The 17,800-nt window shown below is 66.0% G+C and carries 15 protein-coding genes; 13 read left to right on the top strand and 2 right to left on the bottom strand.

Translation table 11 applies throughout. From position 1 onward, the window contains the following. Nucleotides 1-97: 97 nt before the first annotated feature. The 5 genes from BM269_RS20075 to BM269_RS20055 all read left to right on the top strand — a co-directional run bounded on the left by BM269_RS20075 (nt 98) and on the right by BM269_RS20055 (nt 5,710). The gene (locus BM269_RS20075) at nt 98-3,091 is read left to right on the top strand and encodes an ExeM/NucH family extracellular endonuclease (RefSeq protein ID WP_090441402.1); all 2,994 of its coding nucleotides are present in this window, start codon (nt 98-100) and stop codon (nt 3,089-3,091) included. An 11-nt stretch (nt 3,092-3,102) separates the two neighbouring features. Then, the gene (locus BM269_RS20070) at nt 3,103-3,714 is read left to right on the top strand and encodes an NF038129 family PEP-CTERM protein (RefSeq protein ID WP_090441039.1); all 612 of its coding nucleotides are present in this window, start codon (nt 3,103-3,105) and stop codon (nt 3,712-3,714) included. Nucleotides 3,715-3,904: 190 nt separating this feature from the next. Next, a complete protein-coding gene (locus BM269_RS20065) occupies nt 3,905-4,606 on the top strand; it encodes a response regulator transcription factor (protein WP_090441036.1) in 702 nt (233 codons plus the stop codon). Continuing rightward, a complete protein-coding gene (locus BM269_RS20060) occupies nt 4,600-5,283 on the top strand; it encodes a LuxR C-terminal-related transcriptional regulator (RefSeq protein WP_090441033.1) in 684 nt (227 codons plus the stop codon). Before BM269_RS20065 ends, BM269_RS20060 begins: the two co-directional genes overlap by 7 nt. A gap of 52 nt (nt 5,284-5,335) precedes the next feature. Next, on the top strand, nt 5,336-5,710 hold the full coding sequence (locus tag BM269_RS20055) for a hypothetical protein (RefSeq protein WP_139232806.1): 375 nt from the start codon (nt 5,336-5,338) through the stop codon (nt 5,708-5,710). 60 nt (nt 5,711-5,770) lie between these two features. Here the strand turns inward: BM269_RS20055 and BM269_RS20050 are convergent, their stop codons facing one another. Further along, nucleotides 5,771-8,956: a S8 family serine peptidase gene (locus tag BM269_RS20050; RefSeq protein WP_090441027.1), complete on the bottom strand. Its 3,186-nt coding sequence runs from the start codon at nt 8,954-8,956 to the stop codon at nt 5,771-5,773. A gap of 21 nt (nt 8,957-8,977) precedes the next feature. After that, entirely contained in the window at nt 8,978-9,721 is a 744-nt protein-coding gene (locus BM269_RS20045; protein WP_090441024.1) for an NF038120 family PEP-CTERM protein, read from the bottom strand. Between the two features lie 337 nt (nt 9,722-10,058). On the opposite strand from BM269_RS20045, the gene gspG reads away from it, so the two are divergent. From gspG to BM269_RS20005, 8 genes are read left to right on the top strand one after another with little or no spacing between them, the layout of a single operon-like run. Next, nucleotides 10,059-10,490 (top strand): type II secretion system major pseudopilin GspG, encoded by a 432-nt coding sequence (gspG, locus tag BM269_RS20040; RefSeq protein WP_090441021.1) that lies wholly within the window; start codon nt 10,059-10,061, stop codon nt 10,488-10,490. A gap of 19 nt (nt 10,491-10,509) precedes the next feature. Next, the gene (locus BM269_RS20035; protein WP_090441018.1) at nt 10,510-11,694 is read left to right on the top strand and encodes a type II secretion system F family protein; all 1,185 of its coding nucleotides are present in this window, start codon (nt 10,510-10,512) and stop codon (nt 11,692-11,694) included. After that, the gene (locus tag BM269_RS20030) at nt 11,691-13,376 is read left to right on the top strand and encodes a GspE/PulE family protein (protein WP_090441015.1); all 1,686 of its coding nucleotides are present in this window, start codon (nt 11,691-11,693) and stop codon (nt 13,374-13,376) included. Before BM269_RS20035 ends, BM269_RS20030 begins: the two co-directional genes overlap by 4 nt. Then, nucleotides 13,369-14,148 (top strand): hypothetical protein, encoded by a 780-nt coding sequence (locus BM269_RS20025; RefSeq protein ID WP_090441012.1) that lies wholly within the window; start codon nt 13,369-13,371, stop codon nt 14,146-14,148. Before BM269_RS20030 ends, BM269_RS20025 begins: the two co-directional genes overlap by 8 nt. Then, on the top strand, nt 14,145-14,690 hold the full coding sequence (locus BM269_RS20020) for a hypothetical protein (RefSeq protein WP_090441008.1): 546 nt from the start codon (nt 14,145-14,147) through the stop codon (nt 14,688-14,690). Before BM269_RS20025 ends, BM269_RS20020 begins: the two co-directional genes overlap by 4 nt. Then, nucleotides 14,687-15,217: a hypothetical protein gene (locus BM269_RS20015; RefSeq protein WP_229204715.1), complete on the top strand. Its 531-nt coding sequence runs from the start codon at nt 14,687-14,689 to the stop codon at nt 15,215-15,217. Before BM269_RS20020 ends, BM269_RS20015 begins: the two co-directional genes overlap by 4 nt. Further along, nucleotides 15,214-15,765 (top strand): hypothetical protein, encoded by a 552-nt coding sequence (locus BM269_RS20010; RefSeq protein ID WP_090441005.1) that lies wholly within the window; start codon nt 15,214-15,216, stop codon nt 15,763-15,765. Before BM269_RS20015 ends, BM269_RS20010 begins: the two co-directional genes overlap by 4 nt. Beyond that, a complete protein-coding gene (locus tag BM269_RS20005; RefSeq protein ID WP_229204714.1) occupies nt 15,762-17,798 on the top strand; it encodes a secretin N-terminal domain-containing protein in 2,037 nt (678 codons plus the stop codon). Before BM269_RS20010 ends, BM269_RS20005 begins: the two co-directional genes overlap by 4 nt. The last annotated feature ends 2 nt before the right edge of the window (nt 17,799-17,800 follow it).

The following is a 17,800-nucleotide window of genomic DNA, read 5'->3' as shown; positions in this document are numbered from 1 at the left end:
CTACTCCCGTGTCACCAATTAGTCATATCAAACAGTTAATATGCAAAAGGACAATAAAAAATTCCTTTTGGTACATACTCTGGGGGTACACATTTTGATGGACAAACGCATTCCTTTGCGCGCGACCGCGCTGGCCGCCCTGTTGGCCTGCCAGCCGGCGTTCGCGGCCGACGTGGTGATCAGCCAGCTGTACGGCGCGGGCGGCAACAACGGCGCGACCCTGCGCTACGATTACGTGGAACTGTTCAACCGCAGCACGAGCGCGGTGGCCGTGGGCGGCTGGACCATCCAGTATGCGTCGGCCAGCGGCTCCAGCTGGGGCAGGGCGGAACTGCCGGCCGGCACCAGCATCGATCCCGGCAAATATTTCCTGGTCAAGCTGGCCAGCAGCAATACCGCCGTCGGCAGCGACGTCGCCGCCGACTTTTTCAACGGCAGCGTGAACATGAGCGGCGCCTCGGGCAAGGTGGCGCTGGTCAACAACAACACGGCGCTCAGCGGCGCCCAGCCCAGCAGCGCGGCGATCCAGGACGTGGTCGGCTACGGCTCGGCCAATTTCTCCGAAACCGCGACGGCGCCGGGGATGAGCGCCACCACCAGCCTGCTGCGCGCCAACAACGGCTGCAGCGACACCAATCACAATGCCGCCGACTTCACTGCCGTCGCGCCGCAATTCCGCACTGCCGCGTCGCCGGCCAATATGTGCGACAACGGCCCGGTGCCGCAACCCATCGTGCCGGTCTGCCCGGCCAGCGCCACGCTGACCTTCGGCGCCGGCGGCAGCATTGCGCTGTCGGCCTCGGATGCCGACGGCATGGTCAACGGTGCGCTGATTACCTCCTCTGCCGTGCCGGGCCTGAGCCTGGGCAGCCTGACGCCGGCCGCCGGCATCGGCGGCAATGCCAGCGTGTCGCTGGTGGCATCGCCATCGGTGGCAGTCGGCACCTATCCGGTGGCAGTCAAGTTCACCAACGACCAGGGCCAGGATGCCAGCTGCACCGTCGGCGTTACCGTGGAAATGGGCGCGGGTTCCGTGGTGCCGGTGCACCAGGTACAAGGCGCGGGCGCTACCAGCCCATACAACGGGGCGAAGCTGACCACCGAAGGCGTGCTGACCGCCAAGGTCGGCAGCGGCTTCTTCATCCAGGACCTGGCCGGCGACGGCGATCCCAACACGTCGGACGGCATGTTCGTCTACATGGGCGCGGCGCCGGTGACGGCTGCGGTGGGCGACCTGGTGCGCGTGGCCGGCACCGTGACCGAGTACAAGCCAAGCGGCGCGGCCCGCTCCTACACCGAGCTGTCGAACGTGACCAGCGTGGTCACGCAGAGTAGCGGCCACAGCATCACGCCCAGCAATATCGACCTGCTCGGCACCAACCTGGCCAATGTGGAAGGCATGCTGGTACGCTTCCCGGGCACGCTGACGGTCAATGGCACCGAATCGCTGGGCAGCCGCGGCGAGCTGGCGCTGGCCGATGGCCGCCGCGAAGTGCCGACCAACCGCTATCGGGCACGCAGTCCGGAAGCAATTGCCATGGCAGCCGCCAACGCAGCCAATATGATCACGCTGGATGACGGCCTGTTCGTCACGCCGAACAGCGTGCCGTATATCGGCCAGGACGGGACTGTGCGCAGCGGCGACACGGTCAGCGGCCTGACTGGCGTGGTCGATTTCGGCGCGCTCGGCAGCGGTGGCGCAGGCTTCAAGCTGCAGCCGACCGAGACCCCGGTGTTTTCGCGCGCGAACCCGCGCAGTGCCGCCCCCGAAGTGGCGGCGGGCAATGTGAAGGTGGCCAGCGCCAATGTATTGAACTTCTTCACCACCTTCGTCGACGGCACGGACGTGCTGGGCCAAACCGGCCAGGGCTGCACCCTGGGTGCGGGCACCAGCAAGAGCAACTGCCGCGGCGCCGACAATATGACCGAGTTCGTGCGCCAGCGCGACAAGATCGTGGCGGAACTGAAGGCGATCGACGCCGACGTGGTGGGCCTGATGGAGATCCAGAATAACGGCGACTATGCCGCCAGCTACCTGGTCGACAGCCTGAATGCCGCTTACGGCAAGGTGGAATATGCCTACGTGCCGAAGCCGGCAGCGACCGGCACCGATGCGGTGCGCGTGGCGATGATTTACAAGCCTGCCAAACTGGCACTGGTGGGCGGCGCGCTGTCCGATGCCAACGCCATCTACGAGCGTCCTCCCATGGCGCAGGCGTTCAAGGCCGCCAACGGCGCGAAATTCAGCCTGGTGGTCAACCACCTGCGCGCCAAGCGCTGCAGCAACCCCAGCGGCGGCAACGTCGACCAGGGCGACGGCCAGGGCTGCTACAACCAGCTGCGCCTGGAACAGGTGCAGCAGTTGGCCGACAGCTTCGTGCCGCAAGTTGTGGCGGCGGCCGGCGACGAGGACGTACTGCTGATCGGCGACTTCAATGCCCACGGCATGGAAGACCCGATCCTGTTCCTGGGCGCGGAAGAGCGCCAGGTCCGCTTCGAAAACCAGCTGGAGCGCTTCGTGCGTCCGAATGGGATCCCGCATTCCTATGTGTTCGGTGCGGAAAGCGGTTACCTGGACCAGGCCCTGGCCAGCGTTTCGCTGAGCCAGCAAGTGGCGGGCGCCGTGCTGTGGAATATCAATGCCGACGAGCCGGAAGTGCTGGACTACAACCTGGATGGCAGGAACGCTGCGGCCCAGGCCCTGTACAACGCGCTGCCTTACCGTGCCTCCGACCATGATCCGGTGGTGATCAGCCTGGACCTGCCGGCCGCGTATACGGACGTCACTGCCGGCGTGCAGGTCCAGCGTTCCGGCCTGGTGCAGGGCCGCTTCAGCAACATCGGCACCGCCACCGCCTGGCTGACCAACAGCAGCGGCGCCGACATGGCTGCGCCGGTGCACTATGTGCTGCAAGGCCTGCCGGCCAACGTGACCCTGGCCAACGCTACCGGCTATGTCAACGGCATGCCTTACATCACCGCCGCGCCTTCGCTGGCGGCCGGTGCCCAGGCCACCATCCAACTGCAATTCAATAATCCGGGCCGTGTGGCCGTCAACTACACGCCAAAAGTCTACAACGGCAGCTTCTAAGGACAGCAACCATGCATAACAAACTGATGACCCGTTTCCTGCGCATCCTGGCGCTGTTGCTGGCATTTGGCGCCAGCAGCCACGCCATGGCCGATGTCATGCGACTGGTGACCCTGGACACGGCGGTCTATGGCGCCGGCCGCCCAGGCTACCTGGACTTCACCTTCAACGGCGTGGATGGCGCGCCGGCTGCGACGGCGACCATGTCGCAGCTGCACGGATTCGACCTGGATCCGGTCAACTTCCTGCTGGCGGGCGATGCCGCCGCGGTGCCCGGCGGCTTTGCGATGCTGAATTCGAGCAACCTGAATGACGTCGCTTACCAGGGCGTGTTTGGCGGCGTGTTCAGCTTCCTGCTGACGATTTCGGGCGACGCTTCGGCGCTGCTGAACTCGAATTTCGGCGTGCTGGCGTATGACATCGACGGCAACCAGATCAAGGGCAAGATCCTGGACCTGATGTTTGTTTCCGCGGCGGACGGCAGCGCCGACTTGCAAATCCTGAGCGTCAACGATGCGGTGGCCACCGTGGCCGCGCCGGCGGCCGTGCCGGAACCGGCTTCGCTGGCCCTGGCGGCATTGGGCTTGCTGATGCTGGCCGTGGCGCGCCGCCGCCGCGTTTAAGCACGGCGGTTGCACAAACACCACAGGCACCTTGGGCGTTTCGGCGCCCAAGGTGCTTTTTCATTTGGATGGCACAGAGTGAACGGGGGGATTTATTTCGGCAGAATATTAATACTTAATTAAAATTGTATTAGCGTGCAGGACTTGGCATGATTCATAGTTTTCCGTATAACGACCTGCGTTTTTTGCCATGTCCTTCAACATTCTCGTCATCGACAGCGACCCCGCTGTACAGCAACTGCTGGCCCATAACCTGGGGCAGGCGGGCTATGCGGTGCAGTGCCACGGCGACGCGCTGACGGCGCTGGCGGCACTGCAGGGAACGATGCCGGAAGCAGTGCTGCTGGAGTGGGACTTGCCGGGCCAGTCCGGCCTGTCGCTGATCCGCCAGTTGCGTGCCGCCCTGCGCACCAGCGAGTTGCCGATCCTGATGCTGAGCGCGCGCTGCGCCGAGCAGGACAAGGTGCTGGCGCTGGAAGGCGGCGCCGATGATTTCATCTGCAAGCCTTTCGGCCCGCGCGAAACCCTGGCGCGCCTGCACGCGGTGCTGCGGCGCCGGCGTCCGGCCGGCATGCCGGGCACCTTGCAGGTGGCGGGCCTGCGCCTCGATCCGCATACCCTGAGCGTGACGGCGGGCGACCGCCAGTTGAACCTGGGGCGGGTCGAATTCCGCCTGCTGAACTACCTGATGCACCACCCGGGCCGCGTGCACAGCCGCGCGCAATTGCTGGACCAGGTGTGGGGCAGCCATGTCTATCTCGATGAGCGCACGGTCGACGCCCACGTGGGCCGGCTGCGCCATGCCCTGCAGCCCAGTGGACTGCACGATGCGATCCAGACCGTGCGCGGCAGCGGCTACCGCTTCCACGCCGAGGCGAGCGCCCCATGCTGAGTCCGGACGCGCGCCAGCAGGAGTACCTGTTGCACGCCATCGATGGCGCGCAGGGCATCGGCACGCAGCGCGAATTGTTCCTGTGGAGCCAGGGCGCATTGCAGGCGCTGTTGCCGCATGGCGTGCTGCTGTGCATCGAGCTCGACGAGCAGGGCCGGGCGCGCAAGGTGGACTGCCTGCACAGTACCGTGTTGGCGCCGTCCGCGCGCGCCTTGCTATGCGATCCGGCCCAAGGCCCGGCGCCAGCCTGGCTGCGCCAGTGGCAGCAGGGCGGCATGCGCCCGCTGGCGCTGCAGGCGGGCGCCATGGGGCATGGCCTGATGCATGGCAGCGGGCCGCTGGCGATGGGCGGCAGCGCCTTCGTGCTGCTCGGCTTGCCCGGCGAGCCGGGCCGGCATGCAAGCTGGCTGTTGCAATTGCTGCTGCCTTACCTGCACCTGGCGCAGCAGCGCATCGCCAGCGCAGCGCAAGCGGCGGCCCTGGCGCCGGCCGTGTCGCCGCGCCAGGCTGAGATCCTGGCGTGGTTGCGGGAAGGCAAGAGCAATGAGGAGATCGGCCGCCAGCTCGGCATCAGCGCGCTGACGGTCAAGAATCACCTGCAGCGCCTGTACCGCCAACTCGGCGTCCACAACCGCGCGCACGCGGTGGCGCGCAGCGCGGTCCAGCCGCACGGTTGACCAGCCTGCGCGGGCGCGCGATGATGGCGCCATCCCTTCCTGGAGCATGATCATGAACCGAATGACCCTCCTGCTGGCGTGCCTGCTGGCCAGCGCTTGCAGCCATGCCACGCCCGGCGCATCGAAGACCCTGGCCGAATTGCGCGCGCTGGGACAGGCAGCGGCGTGCACCGCCGACCAGCAATGCAAGACCGTGCCGCTGGGCGCCAAGTCCTGCGGCGGGCCGGAATCGTATCTGGCGTACTCGACCGCCCGCAGCAACCCTGAGAAGGTGAGCGCGCTGGCGGAGCGCTACCGCAAGGAGCGCGAGGCGGAGAACCAGGCGAGCGGCCTGGTCAGCGATTGCCGTTTCCTGATGGATCCGGGCGCGCAATGCCGCGCCGGCACCTGCCAGCTTGGCGGGAAGAACGGCGCGCTGGCGGAATAAAAAAACGCCGCGACCAGCGCGGCGTTTCCGGGTGCAGCGGCAGCTTAGCTGCGTACCACTTTAGTTGCGTACCACTGCTGCATTGCGTTGCTGGTTTTTCTCAGGCACCGGTACGGTGGTGTCGACTTCCAGCAGGGTGGTCGACACATTGCCGCCTGGCGCGGTGAACACAACCGCGCCCAGGTGCTTGGCGTTGCCCAGTCCGGACCAGGAGGCGCTGATGGTCGAGGTGGCGCCGGTGAACACCATGGAAGGCAGGCCCAGTTTCAGGTTGCCGGCCATTTCGTCCTTGGCCACGGTCCACGAGGACAGCGTGTAGTTCGAGCTGCCGCCCATCGGCGCGTAGCCGATCACGCACACCTTGTAATTGCCGGCAGCCGGCTGGTTCAGCGTTACCACCTCGTTGGAGGTGGCACCGCCGCTCGAGCCCACCTGGGTGCCGGCGCCGTTCAATACCAGCAGGTCCAGGTCGTCGTGGTCGCCAGCCTGGTGGCCGGAGGTATCGACGTCGAACAGGGAGAAGCGCGCCACCAGTGCATTGGCGGGCACGGTCACGCTGTGCACCTTGACGCCGGCGCTGCCGCCGGCACGGCAGGCTGCCACGCCGCCGTCGGCCGAGGCGTCGGTGCCGATGGTGGCTGCGCTGCGGGTCGCCGCTTTCAGGCCGCCCTTGATGGCCGCCAATGGGCCGGTGAAGCCGGCGCCGATGGCGAACGAAGAGCTGCCGGATGCCGCCTCGTTATACAGCTTGGACGGCACCGCGATCATGGCTGGACGTGCCGAGAGCGGGCTGCGCACGACGTGGCCTGCGCCATCGTTCCAGGTCAGGCTGCCGTAGGCCCAGGTGTTGGCCGGCGCGCTGACGTTGGTCAGGTTGACGGTGAACGTGGCCTTGGCGCCTGGCGCCAGCGTCAGGGTGGCCGGGCTGACCACCACGTTGAAGCCTGGCAGGGTGGCGTTGGCGGTGTAGGTGGCTTCCTGGCTGCCGACGTTGGTCACGGTACGGGTCATGGTCAACTTGCCCAGCACAGAGGCGGCGGTCAGCGAGGCCAGGTTCAGGTTGTACGGCTGGATGGCGCCGTATGGTGCGCAGAAGCTGGCCGACAGGGTGCCCGGGATGCCGCACATGAAGCGGATCCAGTCGACCGGGCCGGAGTCATACACCAGGCCCGGATCGACCGCCTTGTTGGGACGGACATGGCCTGCGCCCTGGCCCCATGGCAGGGTGCCGGCCGCCATGCCTGGCTGGCCGTCGGCGAAGGTGTCGTAGGCGGTGGTCATCAGCGCCGACTTGATGGCAGCAGGCGACCAGTCAGGGTGGGCCTGGCGCATCAGGGCGCCGAGGCCGGCCACGTGCGGGCTCGACATCGAAGTGCCCTGGTAGCTGGCCCAGTTGGCGTACGGCGTCAGGGTGCCGTTGGCGATGGCGTCGCGCTCGGCCGGGGTGTTGTAGTCGGCGGTCACGCCGGCCAGGATGTCCACGCCAGGCGCGGTCAGGTCAGGCTTGAGGATGTTGGCGTTGTGCTTGTTCGGGCCGCGCGAGGAGAAGCTGGCCATTTGCGGGGCCGGCACGGCGCTGGTGGTCAGCACCGACTTGCCCATATTGCTGGCGCCTTCCGGATGGGCCGTGATCCAGGTGCGGGCGGCGGAACCGTCGGCAAAGTTCAGGTGCACGGTCGGAATGCTGTGCGGGTCGGCTGCCGGCGCCTGGGCGGCGGAGGTGTCCATCAGGATCATGCCGGCGCCGCCGGCTTCCTTGACCGCACGCGACTTGTCGACGCGGGCGCTGTTGCCACGTTCGCACAGCAGGACCTTGCCGCCGGCCTTGGCCGGGTCGAGCGCCGCGTCCGGGCCGCCGCCGTAGGTGGCGCGGTCCGCTTCGGTGTAGCACAGGCGGGCGGCGGCCTTGTCGGTGGCGCTCAACTGGGCGTATGGCTTGACGGCGGCGTCGCGCGCCAGGATGGTCGGGGTGTCCGGCAGCACCGCCTGGTTGTAGGACGCGCCGCTGTAGCTGGCGCCGCCGACCAGGTTGACGGTAGCGATGCTGGCGCGGTTGTGGGTCGACGCGGCGACGGTGGTCAGCCAAGGCGACAGGTGGGCCACGGCGTTGGCCGGGCCGGAGTTGCCGGCCGAAGCGGCGACGAACACGCCCGCGGCGGCGGCATTGAAGAAGGCCATTTCGACCGGGTCGGTGACGCTGGTCTGCGAACCGCTGATCGAGTAGTTCAGCACGTGCACGCCGTCGGCCACGGCCTGGTCGATCGCCGCGACGCTGTCGGAGTTGAAGCAGGAATTGCGGGTGCCGGTGCCGTCGGTGGCGGTGGCATCAGGATAGGTCCAGCACACCTTGTAGGCGGCGATGCGGGCGCGCGGCGCCATGCCGGACATGCTGCCGATCGGAATGCCCGACAGGGTGCCGATCGCACCGGAGTTGCCGCCTGCCGTGGTCGCGGTGTGGTCGCCGTGGCCGCCATGGCCGGTGGCGCCGGCCAGCGAGTCGCGCGGCGAGACAAAGTCGGTCCAGTGCAGCGGACGGCCGCTGGCCAGGAAGCCGGCGTTGAAGTAGCGTGCGCCAATCAGCTTGTTGTTGCAATGGTTGGCGGTGAAGCCTTCGCCGGTCGAGCAGGCGCCGTTCCAGTTGGAGGGGGTGTCGTACGCCAGGGTGCCGCCGACGTCGAAAGTAGGCTTGCCCTGGTTGTCGACGCGGTCGGCGTAGGAGGTATGCTCAGGCCAGATGCCGCCGTCGACGATGCCGATCACCACGTTCTCACCGGCCTTGTCGCTGCCGCCCAGCTTGGACCACAGGCCGTCGCCCGGGGTATCCAGGCCGAGGAATTTCGGCGTGTAGTTGGTGTCCAGGGTGCGTGCTTCGTCGGCGCTGATGTTGGCCACGGCGCTGGATTTCTTCAGGGCGCGCACTTCGGCGTCGGTCAGGCGGGCTGCGAAGCCGTTCAGGACCAGCTTGTACTTGTGCACGATCTGCGCGTCCGGCACGATGGCGGTGGCGCTGCTTTGCTGCTGGTCGAGGTAGGCGATGTAGTCCTGCACATTCTGTGCGCTGACGTCGAGGCGGTTGCCGGCGGCCGGCTTGGTGGCAGCCAGGCCGCTGACGCCGCCGGTATAGTTGGCGACCGGCGCGTCGGCCAGTTGCACGATGTAGGAGTGGCGCGCTTCTTCAGCGCCGGCTTGCACGGCCAGGCCGGACAGCACGGCCAGCACGGCCAGGGTCAATGGTCGCAGTTTCATATGTTTATCCTTGTAATCCGATTATTGGGCACGACGGCGGCGCATGGCGGCCAGGCCGGCCAGGCCGAGCAGCAGCAGCGGGGCGGAGCCTGGCAGCGGCACCGCGAAGGCGAGGTCGTCGATCGCGAACTGGGCTGCGTACGGCGCCCAATCGGCCATGTTCTGGCAGCCGCCGTTGCCGTCGAACAGGCAGGCGCTGATGTTCAGGTTAGCCAGGTGCAGGGCAGCGAAATCGGCGTCCAGGTTCCAGGTCGAGAACATAAAGTGGCCGTTGCCATCCTGGCCGGCGAAGTCGGCGCTGCGGGTGACGGTGTTGCCGTCCATGGTGGTGGCTTTCAGCACCAGTTGGCCGTAGCTGCCGTCCGGCTGGCCGCCCACCGGGGCGAAGAAGGAGAAGCGCAGGGAGTTCAGGGAATAGAAGCCGCCGCCGCGCTGGACGTCGACCGAGCCGTCATTCCAGCCCGCGTAATACTTGCTGGTATTGCCGGCGGGGCAATCGATAATCGCGCCGCAGCTATTCGGATTGCTGCCGTCAAGAATGGTGCCGCCGAGGCCGTCGGTGATGCCGAGCGACTGCACATAGGCTGAAATCCGGGCGGTAAAGCTGAGGCCACCATCCAGGAATTGTTCGCCATGGTTATACACCATGGGCGCTTGCGAATCCAGGTTGGCCACGCCAGCGTGGGCCGGTGCGGCCAGCATGGCCGCAACGCCGACCAGCGCGCAGCCGGCCAATTGTTTAATGCGAGTGAAATGTACATTCATGATGCGTTCCCTTGCTTTTTAGTGATCCGAAAACGGCGAAACCCGTGTTGCACAGGTTGCAATGAAATATAACAATGACACGATGGGAAGTGGATAAAATTTCAATGATGTTAATTTCATTTTCTTACGGAAAAAGCAAATAAAGTTCGGTGAGTCCTATGAAGAAATTGAGGTGCCTGTAGGAATTATCTTGTGAAAATTTTGCGACACTTTTAATAACATTTTTGGGCAAAATGTCTCAGCTGAGACAAGGGCGCGGCACACCGCAGAAAAAATTGTCGAAACCTAAACCCGCGTGGTAGCCTTCGCTGTTCTATTCAAGGCGGAGGTGGTACGGATGTTTGCAGCACGGATCCATGGCAAGAACAGCAAAGGCTTCACCCTGCTTGAGCTGCTGGTGGTGATTGTCATCATCGGCCTGCTGGCCGCCTACGTTGGCCCGAAATACTTCTCGCAACTGGGCAAGTCCGAAGTCACGGTGGCCAAGGCGCAGGTCGAGGCTTTCGACAAGGCGCTCGACACCTACCGCCTGGACGTCGGCCGCTATCCGAGCACGGAAGAAGGCTTGGCCGCCTTGCTGGCAGCGCCGGCCACGGCCGGTGCCAAGTGGAACGGTCCCTACCTGAAAAAGGGCGTGCCGCCCGATCCATGGGGCCGCCCATACCAGTACAAGGCGCCCGGCGCCAAGGCTGACTATGACATCATCTCCCTCGGCAAGGATGGCCAGCCGGGCGGCGAAGGCGAGAACGCCGACATCGGCGCCCAGTAAGCACAGCGCGGCCTGAACGATGCAGTTCGACGTACGCACCCTGTCGCCGGACATGGCGGTCGGCCAATTGGTGATCGATGGCCGCGACGAGGCCGACGCGCGCCGCCAAGTGGAAGCGCGCGGCCTGTTCGTCAGTGCCATCGCGCCGCGCAGCGCCGGCCTGCGCGCCGGCAAGGCCAAGGCACTGTCCCTGGTTCTTTTCAGCCAGGAATTGCTGGCGCTGCTGAACGCCGGCCTGGGCGTGGTGGAAGCGCTGGAAGCGTTGCTGGAGAAGGAAGCGGCACCGGCCACGCGCGGCGTGCTGGAACGCATGCTGGCCGGCTTGCGCGAAGGCCAGCGTTTTTCCACGGTACTGGCCGACCAGCCGCAGTTGTTCCCGCCGCTGTACGTGGGCATCGTCAAGGCGGCGGAGGGCACCAGCGACCTGCCGCGCTCCCTCGAACGTTTCATCGACTACCAGCAACGGGTGGACCTGGTGCGCGCCAAGCTGGTGAGCGCGGCCATCTACCCCTGCATCCTGTTGCTGGTGGGCGGCGGCGTGTCGATGTTCCTGATTGCCTATGTGGTGCCGCGCTTTGCGGAGGTATACCAGGGCGCGGGGCGCAACCTGCCGTGGATGTCGCAACTCATGCTGAGCTGGGGCCAGTTCGCCGCCGCGCATACGTTGCCGCTGGTGGCCGGCCTGGCCGCCGCCATCGGCGGCGCGGTGTTCGGCGTGCGCCACCTGGTGCGCAGCGGCAGCATGGCGCGCCTGCTGGCCCGCTTGCCCGGCGTCGGCGAGCGCGTCAAGATCTATGAGCTTTCGCGCCTGTACCTGACGCTGGGCATGCTGAGCGAGGGCGGCATCACCATCCTCCATGCGGTGGACACCGTGCAGGCCATGGTGTCGGCCAATGTGAAGGAAGGCTTGCAAGGCGCGCGTGCCATGATCGAGGCGGGCTTGCCGCTGTCGTCCGCCTTCGAAGCCAATGGATTGACCACGCCGATTTCGCTGCGCATGCTGCGCGTGGGCGAGCGTACCGGCGAAATGGGGGCGATGCTGACCCAGTCGGCAGCCTTCTACGACGGCGAGATCGGGCGCTGGATCGACCGCTTCACTCGGACTTTCGAACCGCTGCTGATGGCCTGTATCGGCCTGGTGGTGGGCGCCATCGTGGTGCTTCTGTATATGCCGATTTTTGACCTGGCTGGAGAAATGGCATGACGTTGCCGGTACTTGACGCTAACCTGCTGGCGAAGGCGCGTGCGCAGTGCGCGCTGTCCAAGCGCAGCCTGGTGGAAGAACTGGAAGACTTGTCCGGCATCGAACCGCGCATGGCGGTGCGGGCGCTGGCCCAGCCTTTCGGCCTGGCCGTGCTGGAAACGGCGGACATGCTGGCGTTCGAGCCGGCCTTCAACCTGCTGCCGCTGTCGCAGGCGATGGCGCGCCATTGCGTGCTGCTGCGCTCCCACGAGGGGGCGGCGGTGGGCGTGATCGCCGATCCGTTCGACCTCGATTTGCAGACCTGGCTGGCGACCCAGGCGCGCTGCTCGGCGGCCGCGCCGCTGCAATTGCGGCTGGCTCTGCAGGCCGACATCCAGGCCTACCTGTCGAAACAGGAAGAATCGGCGCGTGCCGTCGATACCCTGGTGCCGGGCGGGGAGGGCATGCGGCGCGACGGCAAGACGGCGGCGGTGCTGTCGTTTGCCTCGGTGTCGGAGGGCGCCAGCCCGGCCGTGCGGCTGGTCAATTCGACCCTGTACGACGCCTTGAAGGCGGGCGCCTCCGATATCCACCTGGAGTCGACTGCGGGCGGCCTGGCCGTCAAATACCGGGTGGACGGCGTGCTGGACCACGCCACTGCGGTCAACGGCATCGACGTGGCGGAGCAGATCATTTCGCGCTTGAAGGTGCTGGCCGAGCTGGACATCGCGGAGCGCCGCGTGCCGCAGGACGGCAGCTTCCGCGTGGAGTCGATGGGGCGCGAGATCGACTTGCGGGTATCGATCATGCCGTCCATTCACGGCGAGGACGCGGTGATCCGTATCCTGGACAAGCGCGCCATGATCGAATCCTATGGCTCGCTGACGCTGGAGGCGCTGGGCTTCGACGAGGCGTCCCTGTCGACCCTGCGCGCGCTGGCGCAGGAGGCCTACGGCATGTTGCTGGTGACCGGGCCGACCGGTTCCGGCAAGACCACCACGCTGTACGCGGCGCTGACCGAGATTCATAACGGCCGCGAGAAGATCATCACCATTGAAGATCCGGTGGAGTACCAGCTGCCGGGCATCCTGCAGATCCCGGTCAACGAAAAGAAGGGCCTGACCTTCGCCAAGGGCTTGCGCTCGATCCTGCGCCATGACCCGGACAAGATCATGGTGGGCGAGATCCGCGACCGCGAAACGGCCGAAATCGCCGTGCAGTCGGCACTGACGGGCCACCTGGTGCTGACCACCGTCCACGCCAACAACGTGTTCGACGTGTTCGGGCGCTTTACCCACATGGGTATCGACCCGTATGCATTCGTGTCGGCGCTGAACGGCATCTGGGCGCAGCGCCTGGTGCGCATCAACTGCCCGCATTGCGCGGTGGAGGTGACGCCGTCGGACGATGAACTGGCCAGCGTGGGCCTGTCGCGCGCCGACGTCTATGAATACAGCTTCAAGGAAGGCAAGGGCTGCGGGGATTGCCGCGGCACCGGCTACAAGGGGCGCCGCTCGATCGCGGAGATCCTGACCTTGAACGACGAAATCCGCGAACTGATCGTGGAAAAGCGGCCGATCCGCCAGATCAAGGCTGCCGCCTATGCCAACGGCACGCGCAGCCTGCGCCACGCCGCGCTGGAAGTGGTGCGGCGCGGCGATACCACATTGGCGGAAATCAAGCGGGTGACCTTGCATGCTTAAGAATTTCACGCAATCGCTGCGCATCGAAGTCACGCCGCAAGCCTTGCGCCTGTTGCGCGTGCGGCGCTGGGGTTCAGCCGCGCCGGAGCTGCTGGCGGAGCAGTCCCTGGCCGTAGTGACTGCGGGAGCGGCCGGCGTGGCCGATGCCTTGCCGGGCGCCCTGGCCACGCTGCTCGGAGGCCGGGATAGCGGCGGCTTGGCAGCCAATTTTGTGCTGTCCGACGAGCTGGTGCGCCTGTGGCAAGTGACTCCACCGGTGCAGGCGGCCCGCCTGGCCGACCTGGAAGGCGCCGCCGCGCTGCGTTTCTACACCTTGTTTGGCGAAACGCCGGCTGCCTGGCACGTCAGCGCGGACTGGAATGCCGGCGCGCCCTTCATGGCTGCTGCGATGCCGCGCCTGCTGAAGGCTGCCATTGAAAACGCCGCCATCCAGCAGGGATTGACCGTCACCGCCATCGTGCCTCATTTCGTGGCGGCCTGGAACCGCCATGCGGGCGCGTTGAAGAACGAGGCCTGGTTCGGCGTCGCGCAAGACGGCGTGCTGGCGCTTGCCGCTTGCGAAGCCGGCAAGCTGCGCGCGGTGCGCCACGTCGCCATGCCGCACGGTGCCGACCATTACTGGCTGACCCAGGCGACGCAGCGCGAGGCCCTGCTGCTTGGCCTGCAGCCGCCGGCCCTGATCCAGTTGAGCGGCGAGGTTCCGGCAGCGTTGGCCAAGCCGGCCAGCAGCGACAAGCATATCGCCACTGCCGCACTGGGAGTCGCAGCATGAGGCCAATGCAGATCGATTTCGCCACTGCGGGCTGGCGCGGCACGCTGTATCGCGTGCACCCGGCCTTCCTGCTGGCCGGCGTGCTGGGCGTGGCATTGCTGGCGGCCGGGGTCGCGTTCGGCGTGCAAGCGGCACAGCAGCAAGCGGCGCGGGAAGCAAGCCTGCGCGCCCAGCAACGCAAGCAGGCCATCGCCGTGCGCGCGCCGGAGCGCAAGCCGGAAAACGTGATTCCCGAAGCGCAGGCCGTGGCCGTCAATGCCGCCATCCTGCAACTGAACTTGCCGTGGCGCGAACTGCAGGATGCCGTCGCCGCTGCCAATACGCCTGCCGTGGCATTGCTGGCGCTTGATCCTGACCCGCGCAAGCAAACGCTGAAAATCACGGCCGAGGCCAAAAACAGCGACGACATGGTTGGCTACATCGAACAGCTGAAACAGCAGGAATTCTTCGCCGGCGCGGCCCTGCTGCGCCACGAGATCAACGACCAGGACCCGAACCGCCCGCTGCGGTTCCAGGTGGAAGTGCAATGGAGGGCGCGATGAACCTTGCCTCCCTGATGTTGCGCGTGCGCCTGGCTGCCATGCGCCTTGGCATTGCCGGCTGCGTCGCGCTGGCCCTGCTGCTGGCCGGCGCATTGGCATTGGCATGGTCGCTCAAGGCGCGCCAGCAGGCATATGAACCCTTGCCGCCCGCGCCGCCGCAACTGGTGCAGGCGACGCCGCCGCCGACGGCCAATGAGAACCTGGCCCATTTCTATGCCTCGCTGGGCGAGAAGCGCCAGGCCGAGCAGCAGGTCAAGCAACTGTTCGACATCGCTGCCAAGACCGGGCTGGCGCTGGATCAGGGCGATTACAAGTTCAGCCTGGACAAGGCCAGCGGCGTGGCGGCCTACCAGGTGACGTTGCCGGTGAAGGGCGCGTACCAGAATATCTGGCAGTTCAGCATGCAGGCCCTGGCGGCGATCCCGTTCGCGGCGCTGGACGATATCGCCTTCCGCCGCGAGACCATTACCGAGCCGGTGGTCGAGGCGCGCATGCGCTTTACGCTGTACCTGAAGGAGAAGCCATGAAGCCGCGCCATATGTTGATGGGCGCCGCGCTGGCCGGTGCCGCCGCGCTGGTGCTGTTCGGCGACAAGGCTCCCAATGAGACGGTGGCGGAAGCGGTCGAACGCAAGCCGGCGCGCCCGCAGGGCGCCGCTGCGCCGGCCGCCGCCAAAGCAGCGAATCCGGCGCCGGGCGAGGCGTCGGTCCTGCGCCTGGTGCCGCGCGAGGAATTGATTGGCGACGTTGGCGAAGGCTCGTTCAAGAGCAAGGATGGGGTATTCGGCGGCCAGAACTGGAATCCGCCTCCGCCGCCGCCGGCCGCCGCGGAGCTCAATCCGCCGCCACCGCCCCCGCCCACAGCGCCGCCGTTGCCGTTCCAGTTCCTGGGCAAGGCCGCTGCCGATGGCCAGTGGGAAGTCTACCTTGGCCGCGGCGAGCAGACCTTTGTTGTGAAAAAAGGCATGCAGATCGACGGCATGTACCGCGTGGATGCGATTGCACCGCCAAACCTGACGATTACCTACCTGCCCATGAACCAGGTGCAGCAGTTAAATATTGGAGTGATTGAGTGAAGCCAAGTCTGAGAACGCTGTCGCTGTCCGTGCTGGTGCTGGCGCTGTCCGGCTGCGCGGCCGAAATGGCCTACCGCGATGGCCGCAACCTGGTGGACAAGGACCAGGTGGAAGCCGGCCTGCTGAAGTACCAGGAGGCAGTCGACCGCGATCCGGGTAACGCTGTCTACCGGTCCGCCTACATCAACGCGCGCGACCGCACCACCGCCCGACTGCTTGCGCAGGCCGAGCAACTCACCGCCGAAGGCAAGTACGGCCTGGCGGCGCAGGACTACCAGCGCGTGCTGGCCCTCAATCCGCAGAACGAGCGTGCACGCGGCGGCTTGCGCGCGCTGGAGATGGCCGATCGCCACGACAAACTGCTGGCGCAAGCCCGCGTATCGCTCGAGCAAAAGGAATTCGAGGCGGCGAAGAACCGCGTCGGCACCGTGCTGACCGAGAAGCCGGACCATGTGGCCGGCCGCGCCCTGATGCGCGAGATCAATGAACAGGCGCCGCAGCCGCCGGCCGAATCGGGCCTGTCCAAGGCTTACAAGACCCCGATCACGATCGAGTTCCGCGAAGCGCCGCTGAAGCAGGTATTCGACATCATTTCGCGCCGCTCGGGCCTGAACTTCATCTTCGACAAGGACGTCAAGAGCGACGCCCGCACCACCATCATGCTGAAGAACAGCACGGTGGAATCGGCGATCTACTTCCTGCTGATGACAAACCAGCTGGAACAACAGGTCATGGATAGCAACACCATCCTGATTTACCCGAATACCGCGGCCAAGCTGAAGGAATACCAGGAAACGGTGGTGCGCACCTTCTACCTGTCCAATGCGGAAGCGAAGACCGTCGCCAACACGCTGAAAACCATCCTGAAGACGCGCGACGTGGTGGCCGACGAAAAGCTCAACCTGGTGATCCTGCGCGACAGCGCCGATGCGGTGAAGCTGGCCGAGAAGATCATTGCCACGCAAGACCAGGCCGAGCCGGAAGTGATGCTGGACGTGGAGATCCTGGAGATCAAGCGCAGCAGCCTGATGAAGCTGGGCGTGGATTGGCCGAACACGGTGGGCCTGTCGGTGCTGAACAGCGCCGGCACGGGAGACAAGCTGAAATTGCGCGATCTGGATAACCTGAACCGCGATACCATCGGCATTTCGTCGCTCGCCACCACCGTCAACGCCAAGAAGACCGATGGCGACACCAACCTGTTGGCCAGTCCGCGCATCCGCGTGCGCAACAAGGAAAAAGCCAAGGTTGTGATCGGCGAGAAGGTACCGGTGATCACCACCACCATTTCGCCGGGGTCGGGCGGCTTTGCCTCGGAGTCGGTGAGTTATGTCGACGTCGGCCTGACGCTGAATGCGGAGCCGACCATCTACCTGAACAACGAAGTCGGCATCCGCATTGCGCTGGAAGTGTCGAACCTGATCGACCGGGTGACGACCCCCACCGGCACGACCGCCTACCAGATCGGCACGCGACAGGCCTCCACCTTCCTGCAACTGAAGGATGGCGAGAACCAGGTGCTGGCGGGCCTGATCAATAGCGAAGAGCGCAGCACGGGCAACCGCGTGCCGGGCATTGGCGATCTCCCGATCCTGGGCCGCCTGTTCGGCAGCCAAACCGACGACAAGCAGAAAACCGAGATCGTGCTGTCGATTACGCCGCACCTGGTGCGCAACCTGCAGCGCCCTGAAGTCACGGCGGCCGAATTCTCGGCCGGCACCGAAGCCAACTTCCGCCGCAAACCGGACGTGACGCCGCGCCAGAACGTCGTGCTGCCGGGCGCCCGTCCTGCCGGCACTCCTGCTGCGCCGGCTGCCGGCACCCCGGATGCTGGCGCTGCTGCCGCTGCCGTTACCAGCAGTGTACCGACGCCCGGTGCAGTGCCGGCCAGCGAACAGGCTGCACCGCAGAAGCTGCCCCTGTCCGGCACCCAGCCCGGGCCTGCTTCGAGCGTGACCAAGCCGCTGCCCGCGCCTACGCCGGCGCCGGCCAACACCGTGCAGCCGCCTGCCAGCACGGAGCGTAAAGAGTAAAC

This window comes from Duganella sp. CF458, from assembly GCF_900113115.1.
Classification (GTDB): Bacteria; Pseudomonadota; Gammaproteobacteria; order Burkholderiales; family Burkholderiaceae_D; genus Rugamonas.
Note: the sequence above shows the minus strand (reverse complement) of the source record. Positions and strands in the feature narration are given on the sequence as shown.